General features: G+C 60.3%; 12 protein-coding genes. 1 reads left to right on the top strand and 11 read right to left on the bottom strand.

Annotated features, from left to right (window positions below; genetic code table 11):
• Positions 1-64: 64 nt before the first annotated feature.
• The 4 genes from KUIN1_RS03220 to KUIN1_RS03200 form a co-directional block, all read right to left on the bottom strand.
• Positions 65-958 (bottom strand): transglutaminase family protein, encoded by an 894-nt coding sequence (locus tag KUIN1_RS03220; RefSeq protein WP_004407851.1) that lies wholly within the window; start codon positions 956-958, stop codon positions 65-67.
• The gene (locus tag KUIN1_RS03215; protein ID WP_058822297.1) at positions 958-3,453 is read right to left on the bottom strand and encodes a circularly permuted type 2 ATP-grasp protein; all 2,496 of its coding nucleotides are present in this window, start codon (positions 3,451-3,453) and stop codon (positions 958-960) included. The genes KUIN1_RS03220 and KUIN1_RS03215 overlap by 1 nt, the downstream gene beginning before the upstream one ends.
• Before the next feature lie 89 nt (positions 3,454-3,542).
• Positions 3,543-6,821, bottom strand: coding sequence for a transglutaminase family protein (locus KUIN1_RS03210; RefSeq protein WP_104683636.1), 3,279 nt, complete (start codon positions 6,819-6,821; stop codon positions 3,543-3,545).
• A 499-nt stretch (positions 6,822-7,320) separates the two neighbouring features.
• Positions 7,321-9,630, bottom strand: a complete 2,310-nt coding sequence (locus KUIN1_RS03200) for a YgiQ family radical SAM protein (protein ID WP_024638297.1) — start codon at positions 9,628-9,630, stop codon at positions 7,321-7,323.
• A 191-nt stretch (positions 9,631-9,821) separates the two neighbouring features.
• Between KUIN1_RS03200 and KUIN1_RS03195 the strand changes: the two genes are divergently transcribed.
• Entirely contained in the window at positions 9,822-12,701 is a 2,880-nt protein-coding gene (locus KUIN1_RS03195) for an RHS repeat-associated core domain-containing protein (RefSeq protein ID WP_152091823.1), read from the top strand.
• Positions 12,702-12,760: 59 nt separating this feature from the next.
• On the opposite strand, the gene dnaB is transcribed toward KUIN1_RS03195, so the two are convergent.
• The 7 genes from dnaB to rnr all read right to left on the bottom strand — a co-directional run bounded on the left by dnaB (position 12,761) and on the right by rnr (position 20,015).
• The gene (dnaB, locus tag KUIN1_RS03190; protein WP_003317209.1) at positions 12,761-14,155 is read right to left on the bottom strand and encodes a replicative DNA helicase; all 1,395 of its coding nucleotides are present in this window, start codon (positions 14,153-14,155) and stop codon (positions 12,761-12,763) included.
• A gap of 123 nt (positions 14,156-14,278) precedes the next feature.
• Positions 14,279-14,725, bottom strand: coding sequence for a 50S ribosomal protein L9 (gene rplI / locus KUIN1_RS03185; RefSeq protein WP_003317208.1), 447 nt, complete (start codon positions 14,723-14,725; stop codon positions 14,279-14,281).
• A 19-nt stretch (positions 14,726-14,744) separates the two neighbouring features.
• Positions 14,745-15,641: a hypothetical protein gene (locus KUIN1_RS03180; protein WP_010427802.1), complete on the bottom strand. Its 897-nt coding sequence runs from the start codon at positions 15,639-15,641 to the stop codon at positions 14,745-14,747.
• Positions 15,642-15,680: 39 nt separating this feature from the next.
• On the bottom strand, positions 15,681-15,911 hold the full coding sequence (gene rpsR, locus KUIN1_RS03175) for a 30S ribosomal protein S18 (RefSeq protein ID WP_002551829.1): 231 nt from the start codon (positions 15,909-15,911) through the stop codon (positions 15,681-15,683).
• A 28-nt stretch (positions 15,912-15,939) separates the two neighbouring features.
• Positions 15,940-16,365 carry a 30S ribosomal protein S6 gene (gene rpsF, locus KUIN1_RS03170; protein WP_002551828.1) on the bottom strand — a complete coding sequence of 142 codons (426 nt, stop codon included), beginning with the start codon at positions 16,363-16,365 and terminating at the stop codon, positions 15,940-15,942.
• Between the two features lie 264 nt (positions 16,366-16,629).
• Positions 16,630-17,385 (bottom strand): 23S rRNA (guanosine(2251)-2'-O)-methyltransferase RlmB, encoded by a 756-nt coding sequence (rlmB, locus tag KUIN1_RS03165; protein WP_003414481.1) that lies wholly within the window; start codon positions 17,383-17,385, stop codon positions 16,630-16,632.
• Positions 17,382-20,015, bottom strand: a complete 2,634-nt coding sequence (gene rnr, locus KUIN1_RS03160; RefSeq protein ID WP_004407829.1) for a ribonuclease R — start codon at positions 20,013-20,015, stop codon at positions 17,382-17,384. The genes rlmB and rnr overlap by 4 nt, the downstream gene beginning before the upstream one ends.
• Positions 20,016-20,113: the final 98 nt, after the last annotated feature.

The following is a 20,113-nucleotide window of genomic DNA, read 5'->3' as shown; positions in this document are numbered from 1 at the left end:
AAATCGTCTCTCGGACGCTCGTGACAGAGCGTCCTTTTGAAGAACGATTCACGGGACCCGGTAATTAGCCGCTGACCGGCATCACCGTGACCCGCACCTCCGGATCATGCGTGCCGCCGCCCAGAATCACGCCACGCAACGGTGAGACATCGGAGAAATCGCGTCCCCAGGCCAGGCTGATGTGCTCCAGCGCAGGCTGCACGTTGTTGGTGGGGTCGAAGTCGACCCAGCCCGAGGCCGGACAGAATACCGAGACCCAGGCGTGCGAGGCATCGGCACCGATCAGCCGCGGCTGCCCCGGTGGCGGCTGGGTGAGCAGATAGCCGCTCACATAGCGCGCCGCCAGGCCACGGGAGCGCAGACACGCCAGCATCAAATGGGCGAAGTCCTGACACACGCCGCGCCGCCGCTCCAGCACTTCCACCAGCGGCGTGGCGACCTGAGTGGCTTCTTCATCGAAGGTGAACTCCTCGAAAATCTTTTCCATCAACGCCTGTACGCACAGCAATAACGGGCGGCCCGGCGGGAAACAGACCTGCGAGAACTCGACGAACGAGCGCTTCAGGTGAACGTAGGGGGATTCGAAGCGATAGCGGCAGGCCTCCAGAATGTCCTCGGTCATCGGCTTGGCGCTGTACGTCAGCGCACTGCGGGTCACTTCCCATTCCGGCGACAGATTGAAATCCAGAAACGGCTTCTCCATGACCTCGATACGCAACCGCGCATTGACCTGCAACTCATCGTGCGGACGCTCGAAGGCCAGACGGGTCAGCGGGTTGCCGAACACATCCAGCTCATCACGACGCGTGGTGGGCTCCGGAAGAATCTCCAGCGCCTGCTCGGTGCAACGCTGCCAGGGACTGCTGCGCGGCCACAGGTGCGCCAGTTGCTGGGCCAGCGAGACCGGGCTGTCGTACTTGTAATGCGTGTCATGGAAAATCTGGTAGAAAGCGCTCATCAGACAGACACCGTGCGTTGGCTGACATCATCGACGTGGGCAAAGTGGCGCAACGCCAGGCGATCGGATGCCAGGCCACTGCTGTCGCCAATGCTTTGCAGCAAGTCCGCCAGCCCGTCGAGCACGGCATCGATACTGCTCTGGCCAAACAAGGGATTCTCCAGGCTGCCCAGGTCGAACGCGGCAAGACGCTGGGCCAGCACCGCCAGGCTACTGTCGCGTGGCGCATCGAACTCGTCGTTCAGGCGGCGCAACGAGCGCTGCACCAGCTTGAGCTGAAACAGCACCGCATGCGGGTTCTGCTCGTCGAGCAGCAACAGGTCCAGTACCGGAATCAGATGCGGCACCGCCATGTAGCGCGAGCGATAGGTGATGCTGCTGTTGCCCAGCTCCAGCAACCACTCCAGACCGGCCCGCTCGAAAACCACCAGCCCGCGCAAAAACGCCGAGAGACTGGTGCTGAGAAACTTCAGGCGCTCGATCCGTCGCCCGATCATCAGGAAGCTCCAGCCCTCGTCGCGGGTCATGTCATCCATGGCGAAGCCGGACAGGGCCGCCAGCGACATCACCAGACGGTTGAGAAAATCCAGCAGTTCGCCGAAATCCGGCTCTTCGCTTTCCAGGCTCAAGGCCTCGCGCTGCAACTCGACCAGCGCCTGCCAGTTTTCCTTGGATAACTTGCCACGCACTTGCGAGGCCGCCCATTGCAGACGCTGCAAATTGGCGCGCAGGCTGAACGGCCACTCGTCCCCCAGCAGCGCGACAAGCAGGCGATCCTTCAGTTCTTCGCCCTCCTGCGCCTCGGGCAGCATGCCCAGACTCTCGGCCAGCGCGACGGCAGCTTGCAGCGCGAGAGGGTCATCATCGTCGACGTAGCGCGTCAGCATGATGCGCAGCAGGCGCGCACTGTCGTCGCAGCGCTCGCAGTAACGGCCGAACCAGAACAGGTTTTCCACCACCCGTGACGGCAGATAAGGATCGCGACGGATCAGGTCGTAGACACCCAGCTTACGCTGGCCTTTCCACGGCTCGCCGAGGTGCGAGCGCTCGCCCAGCACCCAGGTGTCCTTGCTCGCCCCGCCACGCTGCATCGAAACCACGTCGGCATCGGCTTCGGCGGCCACTCGGGTCAGGCCGCCCGGCAGCACGCGATAGCCGTCGAGGCTGGCCACGGCATACACACGCATGCCGATGGCGCGCGGCTGCAAACCGGTGCCATCGGCCTGCAGCACCGGAGCATGGGACAACTGCGCCAGTTCCTGAGCGACATAGGCATAGGGCCGCGACTGCATGCGCTGGGCAAGTGCGAGGCGTTGCTCCTCATTCAGATCACGGCCGAACACCGGCGCGAAGTGCTGCGAGGGGAACGCCGGTTTGATCAACAGATCCGGCAGTTTTTCCAGCGCCTGAGCCAGCACCGGCGGCTCTCCGCACCACCAGGTCGCCACCGAGGGCAGGATCAGATCCTCGCCGAACAGGTACTGGCTGATTTTCGGCAAAAAGCCCAATAGCCCGGGCGACTCCAGCACACCACTGCCCAACGCGTTAGCGACCAGTACATTGCCCTGACGCACCGCCTCAAGCAGCCCCGGCACACCCAGCGCAGAATCGGTACGCAATTCCAGGGGATCGCAGAAGTCATCGTCCAGCCGGCGCATGATGGCGTGAACCCGACGCAAGCCGCTGAGGGTCTTCAGGTAGACCGTGGCATCGCGCACCGTCAGATCGCCCCCCTCGACCAGCGGATAGCCCAGTTGCCGCGCCAGGTACAAGTGTTCGAAGTAGCTTTCGTTGAAACGGCCCGGCGTCAGCAGAACGATCAGGGGGGCTTCGTTGCTGGTCGGCGCCTGACGGGCCAGGGTCTGCTGCAGCGCATCGAAGAAACCCGACAGGTGCCGGACTTGCAGGTCGCGGTAGGTTTCCGGCAAGGCGCGCGCGACGCTCTGGCGGTTTTCCAGCGCATAACCGGCACCCGAAGGCGCCTGGGTACGGTCGGCAGTCACCCACCAGCGCCCGTCCGGGGTACGCGCCAGATCAACGGCGTACATGTGCAGGAACGTGCCTTCCGGAGGCTTCACGCCTTGGCACGGCCAGAGAAAGTTGTTGTGGCCAAACACCAGTTCGGCGGGCAACAGGCCATTGGCGATCAGCGTCTGCGGGCCGTAAAGGTCGGCGAGCACTGCATTGAGCAGCCGCGCACGCTGGGCAATCCCTGCCGCCACGTGCTGCCATTCATCCGCTGCAATGATGTGCGGCAACAGGTCCAGCTCCCACGGGCGATCCGCGCCCTTGGGGTCGGCATACACGTTGTAGGTGACACCGTTTTCCTGAATCTGCCGGGTCAGCAGGGCCTGACGCTGGATCAGTTGCGCTGCACTGCTGCGCCGCATGTGCTCGTACAGACGACGCCAGTGCGGGCGAACGGCTCCGTAGGCGTCGAGCATTTCGTGGTAGGTACCCTCGGACAGCGGGTAGTGGTCAAGCAGGTCGGGCATGGAAGGCTCGGCAGGCAACGTAAGGACTTCAGATTAGTGCAGTCAGATGTCACGTCCGTGTGCATCTGACGCACAGAGCCACTGTTTTTTTAATGCAGACGCATATCCAGCGTCATCGGCAGCTCGTCGTTAATGTTGAGCGACGGAACGTCCAGTTTGCCCGGGGTATGGCCGATGCGGAAGAAACGTGACAGGCGACGGCTTTCCGCTTCGTTGGCGTTGACCGGCAAGGTTTCGTAATTACGGCCGCCCGGATGGGCGACATGATACTCGCAGCCACCCAGCGAGCGGTGCATCCAGGTGTCGAGCAGATCGAAAACCAGTGGCGCATGCACGCCGATGGTCGGTTGCAGGCAGTTGGCCGGCTGCCAGGCGCGATAACGCACACCGGCAACGAACTCGCCGGCCCGCCCGGTCGGCTGCAGAGGCACTGCCACACCGTTACAGGTCAGCACGTAGCGCTGCGGCGGCAGCCCGCTGATATGCACTTGCAGACGCTCCAGCGATGAATCGACGTAGCGCACCGCGCCGCCGGCCGAGCCCTCTTCACCCAGGACATGCCAGGGCTCCAGCGCCTGACGCAGCTCCAGCTCGATACCGTTGACGGCGTAATCGCCCACTTTCGGGAAGCGGAATTCCAGGTGCGCAGAGAACCAGTCGGCCTGCACCGGGTAGCCTGCCGCGTTGAGGTCGGCAACCACATCGGCAAAATCCTGCTCGATGAAGTGCGGCAGCATGAAGCGGTCATGCAGTTGCGTGCCCCAGCGCGCCAGTTTCGCGGGGGCGTAGGGTTCACGCCAGAAGCGCGCCACCAGGGCGCGCAGCAACAACTGCTGCGCCAGGCTCATGCGTGCATGCGGCGGCATCTCGAACGCACGCAGCTCCAGCAGCCCCAGACGTCCGGTTGCACCATCGGGCGAGTAAAGCTTGTCGATGCAGAACTCGGCACGGTGGGTATTGCCGGTGACGTCGATCAGCAGGTTACGCAGCAGACGGTCCACCACCCACGGCGCAACTTCCTCGCCTGGCGCCGGCATCTGCGCAAAAGCGATTTCCATCTCGTAGAGCGAGTCGTTGCGCGCCTCGTCGATGCGCGGTGCCTGGGACGTCGGGCCGATGAACAGGCCGGAAAACAGGTACGACAGCGAAGGATGGTTGTGCCAGTAGCTGATCAGGCTGCGCAGCAGGTCCGGACGCCGCAGAAACGGCGAGTCCGCCGGCGTCGCGCCGCCCAGGACGAAATGGTTGCCCCCGCCGGTGCCGGTGTGACGGCCATCGATCATGAACTTCTCGGTGGTCAGACGCGTGAGGCGCGCCTGTTCATAGAGAAACTCGGTGCGCTCGACCAGCTCGTCCCAGCTCGCCGAAGGCTGCACGTTGACCTCGATCACGCCAGGGTCCGGCGTGATCCGGAAATTGCACAGCCGCGGATCGCTTGGCGGCTCGTAGCCTTCCAGCAGGATCGGGCACTGCAGTTCTTCTGCCGTCGCTTCGATCACGGCCACCAGTTCAAGGTATTCCTCAAGCTTTTGCAGCGGCGGCATGAACAGGTACAGCCGCCCTTCGCGCGCTTCGGCACACAACGCCGTGCGGGTCAGCCAGTCGGCCGACTCGTCGATCTTCGGCGCGCGCTCGGCGTCCGTGTCTGTGGACTTGAGCGCCGAGGTCAACGAGTCGCTGTCGGCCAGCGCGGGGAAGTCCTGGTTATGGTCGGTCGGGTGAATGAACGGGTATTCCGCCGCCTTGACCCAAGGCTGCGACGCCAGCGGCAATCGATAGCCCAGCGCAGAATCGCCCGGCACCAGACGGCAATGCTCGTCACGCAGGTACCAGCGGCCACTCTGCCAGCTGTCACCGTCCGCGTTGCGGGCCAGCGGCAGGACCTGACCGATCATCTTGTCCAGCCCCTGGGCAAAGACCTTGCGCAGGCGCGCACGCTCCAGCTCATCGCCCAGCCGCGAGTCTTCGGCCGTGACGTTGACCGGCAACGCGCCTTCGCGCCACAAGTAGTAGAAATTGTCTTCGTAAGCCGGGAAAACGAAGCGGGCCGGCAGCTTCAGACGCTCGGCAACGCTGGCCAGAAAACGCCCCGCCAGTTCGCCGGTAGCGCCGTAGTCGCGGGTTTCATCGGCGATCAGTGCATTATTGCGCCACACCGGCTGGCCGTCCTTGCGCCAGAAGCAGTTCAGCGACCAGCGCGGCAACTGCTCACCCGGGTACCATTTGCCCTGCCCGAAATGCACGATGCCCAGCGGCGCGTAATGCCCGCGCATGCGCTGGAACAGCTCGGCGGACAGCTCACGCTTGCGCGGCCCCAGCGCGGCGGTGTTCCATTCGGCGCCATCGCGATCGTCGATGGACACGAAGGTCGGCTCGCCACCCATGGTCAGACGCACATCGTCGCGCAGCAGATCGGCGTCGATCTGTCGGCCCAGGGCCTGGATGTCCTGCCATTGCGCTTCGGTGTAAGGCTTGGTGACGCGCGGCGCCTCCCAGATACGCTCGACCGACATTTCATGGCTGAATTCGGTTTCGCAGGGCTCGACCAGACCGCTGATCGGTGCTGCAGAGGACGGTTCAGGGCTGCATGCGAGGGGAATGTGCCCTTCACCAGCGAACAGGCCGGAAGTGGCATCCAGCCCGACCCAGCCCGCACCCGGCAGATAGACCTCGCACCAGGCGTGCAGGTCGGTGAAATCGACATCCGTACCCGACGGCCCATCGAGCGCCTCGACATCGGCCTTGAGCTGAATGAGGTAGCCCGACACGAACCGCGCCGCCATACCCAGATGACGCAGCAGTTGCACCAGCAGCCACGCGGAGTCACGGCACGAGCCCGAGGCGTTTTCCAGGGTGAATTCCGGAGTCTGAACGCCCGGCTCCATGCGGATCAGGTAAGCCACGTCCTGACTCAGGCGCTGGTTGAGGCCGACCAGAAAGTCGATGGCCGGAATCGGCTCGCGACTGATGCTGTCCAGGTACGCCTGAAATCTCGGGGTCAGCGGCAGTTTTTCGAGGTACGGCGCCAGCTCGCGCTGCTCTTCGCTGGCGTAAGTGAACGGGATGTTCTCGGCGTAGGGCTCGAGGAAGAAGTCGAACGGATTGAACACCGCCATCTCGGCGACCAGATCGACTTCGACGCGAAATTCATCGGTCTTTTCCGGGAAGACCAGACGCGCCAGGTAATTACCCTGAGGGTCCTGCTGCCAGTTGATGAAATGGTTTTCAGGCAGGACTTTCAGCGAATACGACAGCACGCGTGTGCGGCTATGGGCGGCCGGGCGCAGGCGAACGATCTGCGGACCCAGTTCGACCGCGCGGTCGTAGCGATAATGCGTGACATGGTGCAAGGCAATATGAATCGACACGGCGTGCCTCCTGCGAGCCTGAACGGTAATTGAGCCGCGCAAGACTTATGCCATCCGGTCAAAGTCGTGCGCCAACGAGATTGGAACTCCCCGCCTGAACGGGCGCAGCACCAAAATCGTGCCGGCCGAAGCCAGCGGTGCAAGGGTTGCACGCTAATAAGGCAGACAGTGTGGCAGAGGGAATGAGTGGGGGGTGAAGAATTGTGAGCGGCGTGGGTATGTGGCGTTGATGGATAGAGCGGCACGGCGGGAGTGGTGTGACGCGGAGCGTCACGAACGGCATTCCCACGCTGGAGCGTGAGGAACGATGATCTCGACTATCGTGCGACGCTCCGCGTCGACATGCCGTTCTGGACGCTCTGCGTCCGCCTTACTGCCGGTCCCCGGCAGATCGCGAACAAGTTCGCTCCCACGCCCTCCGGGCAGAAGCCCGCTATTCAGCGGCCTTCAGAACCTATGTATGGACCCGGACGCTCTGCGTCTGCCCTGATACCCCAAGTTAGCGTGGCACCACCGGCTTGCGCTTGGGCGGTTTGGTGCCTTTGCCTTTGGCTGCATCCATGCGCTCCTTGGCGGCCTGCTTGTTGCGCGCCATGGCGGCAGCCTTGGCCTCTTCGCGCTTGTCCCACGGCTTGCTGCCATCGCTTCCGCGCGGCGGCAGGCCGGTGTGCTGGGTCTGGATCAGCGTGGTCTTGGCATTTTTGGCAACCTTGTGGCTGCCCGCCGGCGTCGAGTTCTTGCGGCGCGCACTCTGATAGCTGTCGGTAGCCGGCTGATGCAACGGAATCAGTTGATCCTTGCCCGGCCCGATCAGATCGGCACGGCCCATGCGTTCCAGTGCCTCCCGCAGCATCGGCCAGCCTTTCGGGTCGTGATAGCGCAGGAAAGCCTTGTGCAGACGACGTTGCGCTTCGCTCTTCACGATGGTGACGGCATCGCTCTTGTAGGTGACCTTGCGCAGCGGGTTCTTGCCCGAGTGGTACATGGCCGTGGCCGTGGCCATCGGCGACGGGTAGAACGCCTGCACCTGGTCCGCACGGAAACCATTGCCCTTGAGCCACAACGCCAGGTTCATCATGTCTTCATCGGTGGTACCCGGGTGGGCGGCGATGAAGTAAGGAATCAGGTACTGCTCCTTGCCGGCTTCCCTGGTGTACTTCTCGAACATGCGCTTGAACTTGTCATAGCTGCCAATGCCCGGCTTCATCATCTGGTTGAGCGGACCTTCCTCGGTGTGTTCCGGGGCGATCTTCAGGTAACCACCGACGTGGTGCGTGACCAGTTCCTTGACGTACTCCGGCGACTCGACCGCGAGGTCATAGCGCAGGCCGGAGGCGATCAGGATCTTTTTCACCCCCGGCAAGGCGCGCGCACTGCGATACAGCTGGATCAGCGACGAGTGATCGGTATTCAGGTTCGGGCAGATGCCCGGGAATACGCAGGACGGCTTGCGGCAGGCCGACTCGATCTCCGGGCTTTTGCAGGCGATGCGATACATGTTCGCGGTCGGCCCGCCCAGGTCGGAAATGACCCCGGTAAAGCCCGGCACCTTGTCGCGGATCTCTTCGATTTCGCGAATGATCGACTCTTCGGAGCGGTTCTGAATGATCCGTCCTTCGTGCTCGGTGATCGAGCAGAAGGTGCAGCCGCCGAAGCAGCCACGCATGATGTTCACCGAGAAACGAATCATGTCGTAGGCAGGGATCTTTTCCTTGCCGTACGCAGGGTGCGGGACGCGCGCGTAAGGCATGCCAAACACGTAGTCCATTTCTTCAGTGGTCATCGGAATGGGCGGCGGGTTGAACCAGACGTCAACGTCGCCATGCTTCTGAACCAGCGCGCGAGCGTTACCCGGGTTGGTTTCAAGGTGCAGCACGCGGTTGGCGTGGGCATACAGCACAGCGTCGTTACGGACCTTTTCCACCGATGGCAGGCGGATGACCGTCTTGTCGCGGGTCATGCGCGGGCTGGCAAGAATCTGCACCACCTTGGCTTCGTTGGGGTCCTCGACGTTGCCCTTTTCCTGCTCGATGGCGCAGGCCTGCGTGTCCTGGGTGTTGACGTACGGGTTGATGATCTTGTCGACCTTGCCCGGACGGTCGATACGCGTGGAATCGACCTCGTACCAGCCCTGCGGCGTGTCACGACGAATGAACGCCGTACCGCGCACGTCGGTGATGTCTTCGATCTTGTGGCCGTAGGACAGGCGCTGGGCGACTTCGACAATCGCACGTTCGGCATTGCCGTACAGCAGGATGTCGGCGCAGGCGTCGATCAGGATCGAGTTGCGAACCTTGTCCTGCCAGTAGTCATAGTGCGCGATGCGGCGCAGCGAAGCCTCGATGCCGCCCAGCACGATCGGTACGTGCTTGTAGGCTTCCTTGCAGCGCTGGCTGTACACCAGACTTGCGCGGTCCGGACGCTTGCCGGCCATGCCGCCCGGGGTATAGGCGTCATCGGAGCGAATTTTCTTGTCCGCGGTATAGCGGTTGATCATCGAGTCCATGTTGCCGGCAGCGACACCGAAAAACAGATTCGGCTCGCCGAGCTTCATGAAGTCGTCTTTGGACTGCCAGTCGGGCTGCGCGATGATCCCGACCCGGAAGCCCTGGGATTCGAGCAGACGACCGATGATCGCCATGCCGAAAGACGGGTGATCCACGTACGCATCACCGGTAACGATGATGATGTCGCAGGAATCCCAGCCAAGCAGATCCATTTCTTCCCGGCTCATGGGCAGGAAAGGTGCTGGTCCGAAACATTCGGCCCAGTACTTGGGATAGTCAAATAACGGCTTGGCTGATTGCATGTTCAGGACCTACGTTTGCACGTTGGAAAAATCGCGGGCGCGGAATATAGCACATTTTTTGATCAAGTCCGACGGCAATGGTCGGAATAGCAAGATCATTCGGCTGGCGCGCCTCACTGCTATTTATGACAGTACCGCGACTTATCGAGTCGGAATACCCTGATTCCGCGCTCTGATGGAAATCTACGACCATGCCTGATGCCCTGCACCGACATACACCCACGCTTATGGTGACTGATAGCCGGGGGCTGCCAATCCGCAGTGTGAGTTATTACCGCGGCACACCGGGTGATAGTTCGCAGGCGCGCCCGGAACGCCAGCAGTATGATGCAGCGGCAAGACCCGTCGCCAGATGGGACGCCAGGCTATTCAGGCAATTGACCACCGAGCCATTCACTCGCCCGAACCTGAGCACGGTATTCAGCCTCACCGGCGCGCCCTTGGCGGTAAACAGTGTCGACGCAGGCTGCCGGGTTTCCCTCTATGGCGAGGCGGGTCAGTTGCTGGAGCACCATGACGCACGCGGTACCCACTGGACAACCCGCTACGACGAACTGCTTCGCCCCTTGGCGATCAACGAAAAGCCCCGGGGCCAGCCCTGCCGAACATCAGAACGTTTCTCATATGCCGATAGTTCAGAGCTGGCCGCTGCCAACAATGTCTGCGGCCGCCTGATTCAGACTTACGACGGATCGGGTAGCGATCTTATCGATGCCTGTGGCGTATCAGGGCAGATTCTCCAGCAGACCCGACGCTTTCTGCAGAAGAACGATCTACCGAACTGGCCTGCAGACGCTCTGCATCAGGATGAGTTGCTGGAGCCCGGCCCGGGTTTCTCAAGCAAAGCACGCTTCAACGCTATGGGCGAGGTACTTGACCAAACCGATGCATCAGGCAATCGTCATACGTCGACCTATGACGTGTCGGGCCAGTTGAAGGCTACCCGCCTGAGGGTGATGAACGGGAGCGATCAGGTACTGCTGCATGGATTGATGTACGACGCGCATGGCCGTATCGAGTCGCAAACAGCCGGTAACGGAGTCATCAGCTGCGCAAGCTTTGATCCTGCCGATGGTCGCATGGGTGAGCTAATCACCTACCGTCCGGGAGTCAAGCAACTGCAGCACCTGCTGTACGACTACGACCCAGTGGGAAATGTAACCAGGATTCGGGACGAGGCACAGCCCGCACGCCACTGTTCAGGCCAGCGCATTGATGCCGTCAATGAATACGAATATGACAGCCTTTACCAGTTGATCAGGGCCAGCGGTCGCGAAACCGCCCTGGCGGGGATTCGCCCTGAATTACCGGAGCTCGCCCGGCTACCAGTGGATGAAAGTCAGCTACTCAATTACACCCAACGTTATTCCTACGACGATGCGGGCAATCTCTTAAAGCTCATTCACAAGGGTGCGCAAGCGTACACACGCCACATGATCGTCGATACCAAAAGCAACCGGGCCTTGCCCTGGCGCGAGGGTGACGCGCCACCAGACTTCGATAAACAATTCGACGCCAATGGCAATCAGCAAGCGCTGGTTGCGGGACGAGCGCTGCACTGGGACTCGGGAAACCGCCTGATCAAGGTGGATGCCGTTACTCGTTCCGAGCAACCAGACGACGGCGAACACTACGCTTACGACGCTAGCGGCCAGCGCCTGCGTAAAACAGCGAAGGCCATGACCCGGACATTCCAGCACCAATGCGACGTGCGCTATTTGCCAGGCCTGGAAATCCGTACAAACAGTGCAACCGGCGAGCGACTGGAAGTCATCACAGTGTACGCCGGACGGACTAACGTGCGCTGCCTGCACTGGCGAGAGGGCAAACCGGATGCGATAGACAACAATCAGCTCCGCTACAGCATCGGTGACCACCTGGGCTCAAGCACACTTGAGCTGGATGCCCAGGCAAAGCTGATCAGCCATGAAGGGTATTACCCGTTCGGAGGGACCGCATGGTGGGCTGCGCGCTCGGCTGTTGAAGCGTCCTATAAAGCCATCCGCTACTCTGGCAAGGAGCGGGACAGCACGGGTCTTTATTACTACGGCGTGAGGTATTACGCGCCTTGGCTGATGCGCTGGATGAGTGCAGACCCGCTAGGCGATGTAGAGGGGCTGAACCTTTACCGAATGACCAGAAACAACCCCGTCAGCAGAGTCGACCCAGAGGGTGGCCAGAGCATTGATTTTGACGGCATGACGCTCATTTCCATAGGCATTACTATTGGGGTAGTCGCTATGGGACTGACCACCTGGGCACTTCTAGCCTACACCTCGTGGACACGGAAAAACGCCAAACTAAAGGCCTATAGGGCTTTTTCTGATAGTGCGGCCAGTGAGTTCGGGCTTGACAGCAATGAGATTAAAGAACTTCACGGCTTCATGAGCAGCGTCAACGCGAGACCCAGGGATATATTTTTTCGGCACGACGACCCGACTGGATCGGTACATGCGTATTACCTCCCCAAATCAGTCCAGCAAGACTTTTTCAAAAAACACAGCAAATCGCCTGAATTCTTAAGCCAGTCAACGAAACTCATCCACATGGAGCTTAGGGCCGCAGAGTATCCTGACCTGTCCCGCCGCGCGAGCAATGTGAGCAATGTGAGCAATGTGAGCACCTTAAGCAACGTGAGCAACCGGACATCTATTACTGAGACATCAGAACCCACCGTATCTCCTGAAGATAAAAAGCGTTATCGCGACTCTGCAGGAACAAGTACATCCACGCCTGAAGCCCCCAGTCTTAATGCCCCAGTAAAAAAGAAGCGAGCGACAACATTCGCCAAGGTTGCTATCGGCGACTTTTTTAACTCCACAGTGTTCGAGGATGCTAAAAACACATTTGGAGAGGATGAAGTGACATCAGCCGTCACCAAGGCGATCGACAGTTTCAATGAGCGAGGTTTTAACGGCGCCTCAGCACACAAGTTAAGGACAGGAGAAATCTCTCTGGACCTTCTCGGGTTAGGCGGCGCCACAGGCAGAGGCAGAATGCGGTTGCTACTGGCAAAAAACAAAAAAACAGGGCGATTGTATCCAACCCGAATCACGGATACGCACCGATAGATGCTGCCACCGTCTCAGCACGAGCCATGATGAAACGGCAACAGCATCTGGCGGCAAAATCAATCGTCGTCAAAGTTGTAACTGCCCGGTGCCAGATTCTCGAAGCGCGTGTATTTGCCGATGAACGCCAGGCGCGTGGTGCCGATGGGGCCGTTACGCTGCTTGCCGATGATGATCTCGGCAATGCCCTTGTGCTCGGTTTCCGGGTGATACACCTCGTCCCGGTAAACGAACATGATGACGTCGGCATCCTGCTCGATCGCTCCGGATTCCCGGAGGTCGGAGTTGATCGGGCGTTTGTTGGGACGCTGCTCAAGGGAGCGGTTGAGCTGCGACAGTGCAATCACCGGGCAGTTGAATTCCTTGGCCAGTGCTTTCAACGAGCGGGAAATCTCGGAAATCTCGTTGGTACGGTTGTCGCCACTGGAGCCGGGAATCTGCATCAACTGCAGGTAGTCGATCATGATCATGGCGATGTCGCCATGCTCACGCACGATCCGCCGCGTCCGCGCGCGCATTTCGGACGGGCTGATACCGGCCGTGTCGTCGATGAACAGCTTGCGGTCATTGAGCAGATTGACCGCCGATGTCAGACGCGGCCAGTCATCGTCATCAAGCTGGCCGGCCCGCACCTTGGTCTGGTCGATGCGCCCCAGCGAGGACAACATACGCATGATCAGCGATTCGCCTGGCATCTCCAGCGAGTAGACCAGCACCACCTTGTCACTGCGCAGCACCGCGTTCTCGACCAGGTTCATGGCGAAAGTGGTCTTACCCATCGACGGACGTCCGGCGACGATGATCAGGTCGGAGGGTTGCAGTCCGCTGGTCTTTTCATCGAGATCGGTATACCCGGTCGACAGGCCGGTAATGGCGTTGTCGCTGTTGAACAGGGTATCGATACGGTCGATGGCCTTGGTCAGCAGGTCGTTGACGCTGACCGGGCCGCCGGTCTTGGGGCGCGCTTCGGCGATCTGGAAGATCTGTCGTTCAGCCTCGTCAAGAATCTCTTCGGCGGTCCGGCCTTCGGGGTTGAACGCACTGTCGGCGATTTCGGTACTGATGCCGATCAATTGCCGCAGCGTGGCCCGGGCCCGGACGATCTGCGCATAGGCCTTGATGTTGGCGACAGATGGCGTGTTTTTCGCCAGCTCGCTGAGGTAGCCCAGGCCACCCACTTGCGAGGTCTGCCCTTCCTTGTCCAGCTGTTCAGCCAGGGTGACCACGTCGATCGGGCTGTTCTGGTCGGCCAATCGGGCGATGGCGCGGAATATCAGGCGGTGGTCATGTCGATAGAAATCGCCATCGGAAACTTGATCGAGCACCCGCTCCCAGGCGTTGTTGTCCAGCATCAGACCACCGAGTACAGCCTGTTCGGCCTCGATGGAATGTGGCGGCACCTTCAGGGCGGCGGTTTGCAGATCGTATTGCTCGGGGGCGGAAATATCGTTCATGGCCACTTTAATTCGGGGTTTGCAGAATGGGGATGGCACAAAGACAAAGGGCACGACCTGTAAACAGGATCGTGCCCGATGTTAATCCTCTGGCAGCAATGCCGCCAGACGATTACGTGTTGCTTAAGCAGCCACTACGACAACGCGTACGGTTGCTTCTACGTCGCTGTGCAGGTGCACGGCTACGTCGAATTCACCAACGTTGCGGATAGTACCGTTCGGCAGACGAACTTCGCTTTTTGCAACTTCAACGCCAGAGGCGGTCAGTGCATCAGCGATGTCGTGGGTGCCGATCGAACCGAACAGCTTGCCTTCGTCACCAGCGGTGGCAGTGATAGTCACTTCCAGCTCAGCCAGTTGGGCAGCGCGAGTTTCGGCAGATGCTTTCTTGTCTGCAGCCAGTTTTTCCAGCTCGGCACGACGCTCTTCAAACGCAGCCACGTTGGCAGCGGTTGCAGCGGTTGCTTTGCCGTAAGGCAGCAGGTAGTTACGACCGTAGCCGGCCTTAACGTTTACTTTGTCGCCCAGGTTGCCCAGGTTGGCGACTTTTTCCAGAAGGATCAGTTGCATGTGGAAATCCTCTTAACTTTTAACCTTCACCGTTCGCAGGACCATTGCCGGAATCTTTCGAGCTCCGGCGACCGCGAAAATCAATCAGGCTGTCGACAATGGCAATTACCACGAGCAACGGATAAATCAGCTGCATGAACACCAGCAGCGTGATGTACATCCCCACCAGCCAGAACCTGGACAGACGCTTTTCAGCGACCAGTCCGTGAATCAGGGCCAGGCCCGCAAAGACCAGCGGTACGCTGCACAGCGGTGTAAGCATCGCTATCTGCGGACCGAAATTCGGCCCCACCAGCATGCACACCACCAGCACCAACGCGGGTACCAGCGGGAGTTTCACGGCGCGAAATTCACGCCCGAAACCACCAGGGTTGTACAACATCGCCTGCCAGTACCGCCCAAGAATCAGGCACAGCACACTGACGATTTGCAGCACAGCCGCTATCAGGCCATTCAGGACGGGTGCAATCAGTGCCCCCAGACGCGCTCGCTCTTCTACGTTCAACTGCTCGTAGAGCCCGGCCAGCATTGTCGGCAGATGTTTCTGCAACTCCTGCGACATTGCTTCCAGAGGTTCGCGAAAAACCGTGCCCAGAATTACTGCATACACCACACCCAACGCCACGCTGACCAGCAGCACGCGGACCCAGGACTCGCTGGCACGCAAAACCATTGCCAAACTCAGTGAACCGGCCAGCACCATGGCTGTACGAGGTTCACCGAAATACCACCAGACCAAAGCCGGCAGCAGAGCCCAGGACAGGACACCAACGGCATCACTGAACCCGCGTCGCAGGAGCACAAGGCACCCTGCGGCAGCACTCAACCAGAACAACAGCGGCAATGCCGCACATCCAGCCACTACGAGAGTGGCCTGCATACGGCCGCGCATGATGAATTCAGCCAGGGCACGCATGCTTTCTATCCTTTGTTACGTTTTGTCGACTACCTGGTCTCAGCGGCCGTGGCTGTCGGTGTAGGCCAGCAGGGCCAGGAAGCGGGCACGCTTGATAGCGGTGGCCAGCTGACGCTGATAACGTGCTTTGGTACCAGTGATACGGCTTGGAACGATTTTGCCGGTCTCGGATACGTAGGCTTTCAGAGTGTTGAGATCTTTGTAATCGATCTCTTTGACGTCTTCAGCGGTGAAGCGGCAGAATTTACGACGACGGAAGAAACGTGCCATGTAATTGGCTCCTCAAAAGGTCCGTGGATTACTCGTCAGCGTTATCGCTAACGTCGCTGTTGTCGCCGTCATCGCCATCGGCGCTGTCGGAGTGCTCAGGACGGTCACGACGCTCACGGCGCTCACTGCGGTTCTCTTCAGCCTTGAGCATCTCGGACTGGCCGGTTACGGCTTCGTCGCGACGGATGACCAGGTTACGGATCACAGCATCGTTGTAACGGAAGTTGTCTTCCAGCTCGGCCAGAGCCTTGCCAGTGCACTCAACGTTCAGCATCACGTAGTGAGCCTTGTGAACATTGTTGATTGCGTAAGCCAGTTGACGACGGCCCCAATCTTCCAGACGGTGGATTTTGCCGCCGTCTTCTTCGATCAGCTTGGTGTAACGCTCTACCATGCCGCCGACTTGCTCGCTTTGATCCGGGTGGACCAAAAAGATAATTTCGTAATGACGCATGAATGCTCCTTACGGGTTGTAGCCTGCCGCTCAAATAGCGGTCAGACAAGGAGTGAATGACACTGTTGGTCTTGCTCAGGGACAGGCACATGCGCGCCTGCCGTGACAGCAAGGGGCGCAAGTGTAGAGAAGGCAGCTGCAAGCTGCAAGTGGAAAGCTACAAATGGGGAAGGAGCTACAAGCTGCAAGTGGAAAGCTACAAGTAGAAGCAGTCCGCTTGTAGCTTGTAGCTTGAGGCTTGCAGCTTGCAGCTTGCAGCTGCTACTAAGCCGGCTTCCGCTTGGCGGATCGCTGGCGCAGCGCTTCAAACAGACACACGCCGGTCGCGACCGACACATTGAGACTGCTGACACTGCCCGCCATCGGCAGGCGCACCAGATAATCACAATGCTCACGGGTCAGGCGGCGCATGCCCTTGCCTTCGGCGCCCATGATAATGATGGTCGGCCCGGTCAGGTCCTGCTGATACAGCTCGACCTCGGCCTCGCCCGCAGTACCGACCACCCACAATCCGCGCTGCTGCAGTTTTTCCAGCGTACGCGCCAGGTTGGTCACTGCCACGAGCGGGATGACCTCGGCGGCACCGCAGGCGACCTTGCGCACAGCCGGCGTCAGGGTTGCGGATTTGTCCTTGGGTACGATGACCGCCAGCGCACCTGCTGCATCAGCAGTACGCAGGCAAGCGCCGAGGTTGTGCGGATCGGTCACGCCGTCCAGCACCAACAGCAGCGGCGAGCCTTCACTGCGGTCCAGCAGTTCGTCGAGCATGGCCTCGCCCCAGACCTGACTCGGGCTCACGTCGGCAACAACGCCCTGATGCACGCCCTCGACCCAGGCATCCATTTCGCGGCGCTCGGCCTGCCCGATGGTCACGCGATTCTCGGCTGCCAGCGCCACCAGCGTCTGGACGCGAGGGTCGTTACGACCCTCGGCCAGCCAGATGTGCTTGACGCGTTTCGGATGATGACGAAGTAACGCTTCTACGGCGTGAACGCCGTAGATTTTTTCCAGCTGACTCATGACTTGGCCTTGGGTTTACGAGCGCCACTGCTTTTCGCAGCTGGCGCGGAGCCCGTTTTTGACGAGCCTTTACGGTGTTTGCTGGCCGGCTTGCCCGATGAAGGCGCAGAGCCCGACCTGTCAGACTTTCCCGACGATGCCTTGCTACCACCCTTCGCGTCTGCCAGAAGCGCTTTTTTCAGCTCGCGGCTTTTACGCACTTCTGCGTTTTTCGCCGCGGCATCGCTCGGGCGATACGCTTCGGGGCTGCTTTCCTTGGTCGAAGCGCTACGACGCCCGGACTTGGCCGGCGCCTTGTCCTTTTCAGCCGTGGTTGTGGCAGCAGGTGCCGCGGTGTCATTACCACGACGCTTGCGCGCCGTCGGCTTCGCAGCCGCTGCCGCTTCGGATATCTCGAAATCGATCTTGCGCTCGTCCAGATCGACGCGCATGACCCGCACCTCAACGGTGTCGCCCAGGCGGAAGTTACGCCCGGTACGCTCGCCGGCAAGGCGGTGGTGCAGCGGATCGAAGTGGTAGTAGTCACCCGGCAAGGCGGTCACGTGGACCAGGCCTTCGACATAGATATCGGTGAGCTCGACGAACAGACCAAAGCCGGTTACAGCGGTGATCACGCCCGGGAACGACTCGCCGACGCGATCCTTCATGTATTCGCACTTGAGCCAGTTGACTACGTCGCGCGTAGCCTCGTCGGCACGGCGCTCGCTCATTGAGCATTGTTCGCCCAACTGGTCGAGCAGCGCATCGTCGTACGGGTAAATGCGCGCCTTCGGAATCGTCGCAGCACCGGCACGACGAACGTGCGGCGTATCCTGCTTGGAGCGAATGACGCTGCGGATCGCGCGATGAGTCAGCAGGTCCGGATAACGACGGATCGGCGACGTGAAGTGCGTATACGCTTCGTAATTCAGACCAAAGTGACCGTTGTTGTCCGAGCTGTAGACCGCCTGACTCAACGAACGCAACATCACGGTCTGGATCAGGTGGTAGTCAGGACGGTCGCGAACGGTTTCAAGCAGCGCCTGATAATCCTTAGGTGTCGGACCTTCCTTGCCTTTGTGCAGCGTCAGACCCAGCTCACCGAGGAATGCGCGCAGTTTTTCCAGGCGCTCTGGCGGCGGACCGTCGTGGACGCGGTACAACGCAGGAATTTCATGCTTCTTCAGGAACTGCGCGGTGGCCACGTTGGCGGCCAGCATGCATTCCTCGATCAGCTTGTGGGCATCGTTACGGGTGGTCGGACGGATTTCGGCAATCTTGCGCTCGGAACCGAAGATGATCCGGGTTTCCTGAGTTTCGAAATCGATCGCACCACGAACATGGCGCGCGCCCAGCAATACCTTGTACATCGCATAAAGCTGTTTGAGGTGCGGCACCACATCGCCGTATTCGCCGCGCAGGCTCTTGGCTTCAGCGGTTTTCGGCTGTTCCAGAATCGTGCTGACCTTGTTGTAGGTCAGGCGAGCGTGGGAGTGGATGATACCTTCGTAGAACACGTAGTCAGTCATCTCGCCGGTCTTGGAGATGGTCATCTCGCAAACCATGGCCAGACGATCGACGTGCGGGTTCAGCGAGCACAGGCCGTTGGACAATTGCTCAGGCAGCATGGGCACGACGCGCTCGGGGAAATACACCGAGTTGCCGCGCACCTGGGATTCAGCATCCAGCGCCGAGCCGATCTTCACGTAGCTCGATACGTCGGCAATCGCCACGTAGAGCTTCCAGCCGCCGGAGAACAAACGCAGTTTGCCCGGTTTGGCTTCGCAATAGACCGCATCGTCGAAGTCGCGAGCGTCTTCGCCGTCGATGGTCACGAACGGCAGATGGCGCAGATCGACGCGGTGTTCCTTGTCCTTCTCTTCGACTTCCGGCTTGAGCTTGGCAGCCTCTTTGAGTACGGCCTCGGGCCACACGTGCGGAATGTCGTAGGTACGTAGCGCGACATCGATCTCCATGCCGGGCGCCATGTAGTTGCCCACCACTTCGATCACATCGCCCTGCGGCTGGAATCGCGGTGTCGGCCAATGGGTGATTTTCACCTCGACGAACTGGCCGATCTTGGCGCCGTTGTTACGACCCGGCGTTACCAGCACTTCCTGCTGGATTTTCGGGTTGTCGGGTACGACAAAACCAATGCCGCTTTCTTCGAAATAGCGACCCACTATGCTTTCGTGAGCACGCGAGATCACTTCGACGATCACGCCTTCGCGGCGGCCGCGACGGTCAAGGCCGGAAACACGCGCCAGCGCCCGGTCACCGTCGAACACCAGGCGCATTTGCGCCGGGCTCATGAACAGGTCGTCGGAGCCGTCGTCCGGCACCAGAAAGCCGAAGCCATCACGATGCCCGGAGATGCGACCGAGGATCAGGTCAAGCTTGTCTACCGGTGCGTAAGTGCCGCGACGGGTGTAGATCAACTGGGCGTCACGCTCCATCGCCCGAAGGCGGCGGCGCAGAGCCTCGAATTGATCTTCGGTGGTCAGGCCGAACTCTTCGACCAGTTGCTCGCGACTGGCCGGCGAACCGCGCTCGGCAAGGTGCTGCAAGATCAGCTCGCGGCTGGGAATAGGGTTTTCGTATTTTTCCGCTTCACGAGCGGCCTCGGGATCGAGGGACTGCCAATCGGCCATTAGATAGTTTTCACCTTGTATATATAGGGGTTAGTTTGGCATAGACCTCATGAAACGGGAAATTTCACGCTCAATCCACTGGACAAAAAGCCTCCTGG

Source organism: Pseudomonas sp. KUIN-1, assembly GCF_009176725.1.
Lineage (GTDB): Bacteria > Pseudomonadota > Gammaproteobacteria > Pseudomonadales > Pseudomonadaceae > Aquipseudomonas > Aquipseudomonas fragariae.
The sequence above is the reverse complement of the archived record's forward strand: the minus strand, read 5'-3'. Positions and strand labels throughout refer to the sequence as shown.

Bases quoted from the DNA above. Each gene is read 5' to 3' on its own strand.
- KUIN1_RS03200 (WP_024638297.1), bottom strand. From the start codon at position 9,630: ATGCAATCAGCCAAGCCGTTATTTGACTATCCCAAGTACTGGGCCGAA.
- KUIN1_RS03180 (WP_010427802.1), bottom strand. From the start codon at position 15,641: ATGCGTGCCCTGGCTGAATTCATCATGCGCGGCCGTATGCAGGCCACT.
- rplI (WP_003317208.1), bottom strand. From the start codon at position 14,725: ATGCAACTGATCCTTCTGGAAAAAGTCGCCAACCTGGGCAACCTGGGC.
- dnaB (WP_003317209.1), bottom strand. From the start codon at position 14,155: ATGAACGATATTTCCGCCCCCGAGCAATACGATCTGCAAACCGCCGCC.
- KUIN1_RS03215 (WP_058822297.1), bottom strand. From the start codon at position 3,453: ATGCCCGACCTGCTTGACCACTACCCGCTGTCCGAGGGTACCTACCAC.
- KUIN1_RS03220 (WP_004407851.1), bottom strand. From the start codon at position 958: ATGAGCGCTTTCTACCAGATTTTCCATGACACGCATTACAAGTACGAC.
- rpsF (WP_002551828.1), bottom strand. From the start codon at position 16,365: ATGCGTCATTACGAAATTATCTTTTTGGTCCACCCGGATCAAAGCGAG.
- rpsR (WP_002551829.1), bottom strand. From the start codon at position 15,911: ATGGCACGTTTCTTCCGTCGTCGTAAATTCTGCCGCTTCACCGCTGAA.
- rnr (WP_004407829.1), bottom strand. From the start codon at position 20,015: ATGGCCGATTGGCAGTCCCTCGATCCCGAGGCCGCTCGTGAAGCGGAA.
- KUIN1_RS03195 (WP_152091823.1), top strand. From the start codon at position 9,822: ATGCCTGATGCCCTGCACCGACATACACCCACGCTTATGGTGACTGAT.
- rlmB (WP_003414481.1), bottom strand. From the start codon at position 17,385: ATGAGTCAGCTGGAAAAAATCTACGGCGTTCACGCCGTAGAAGCGTTA.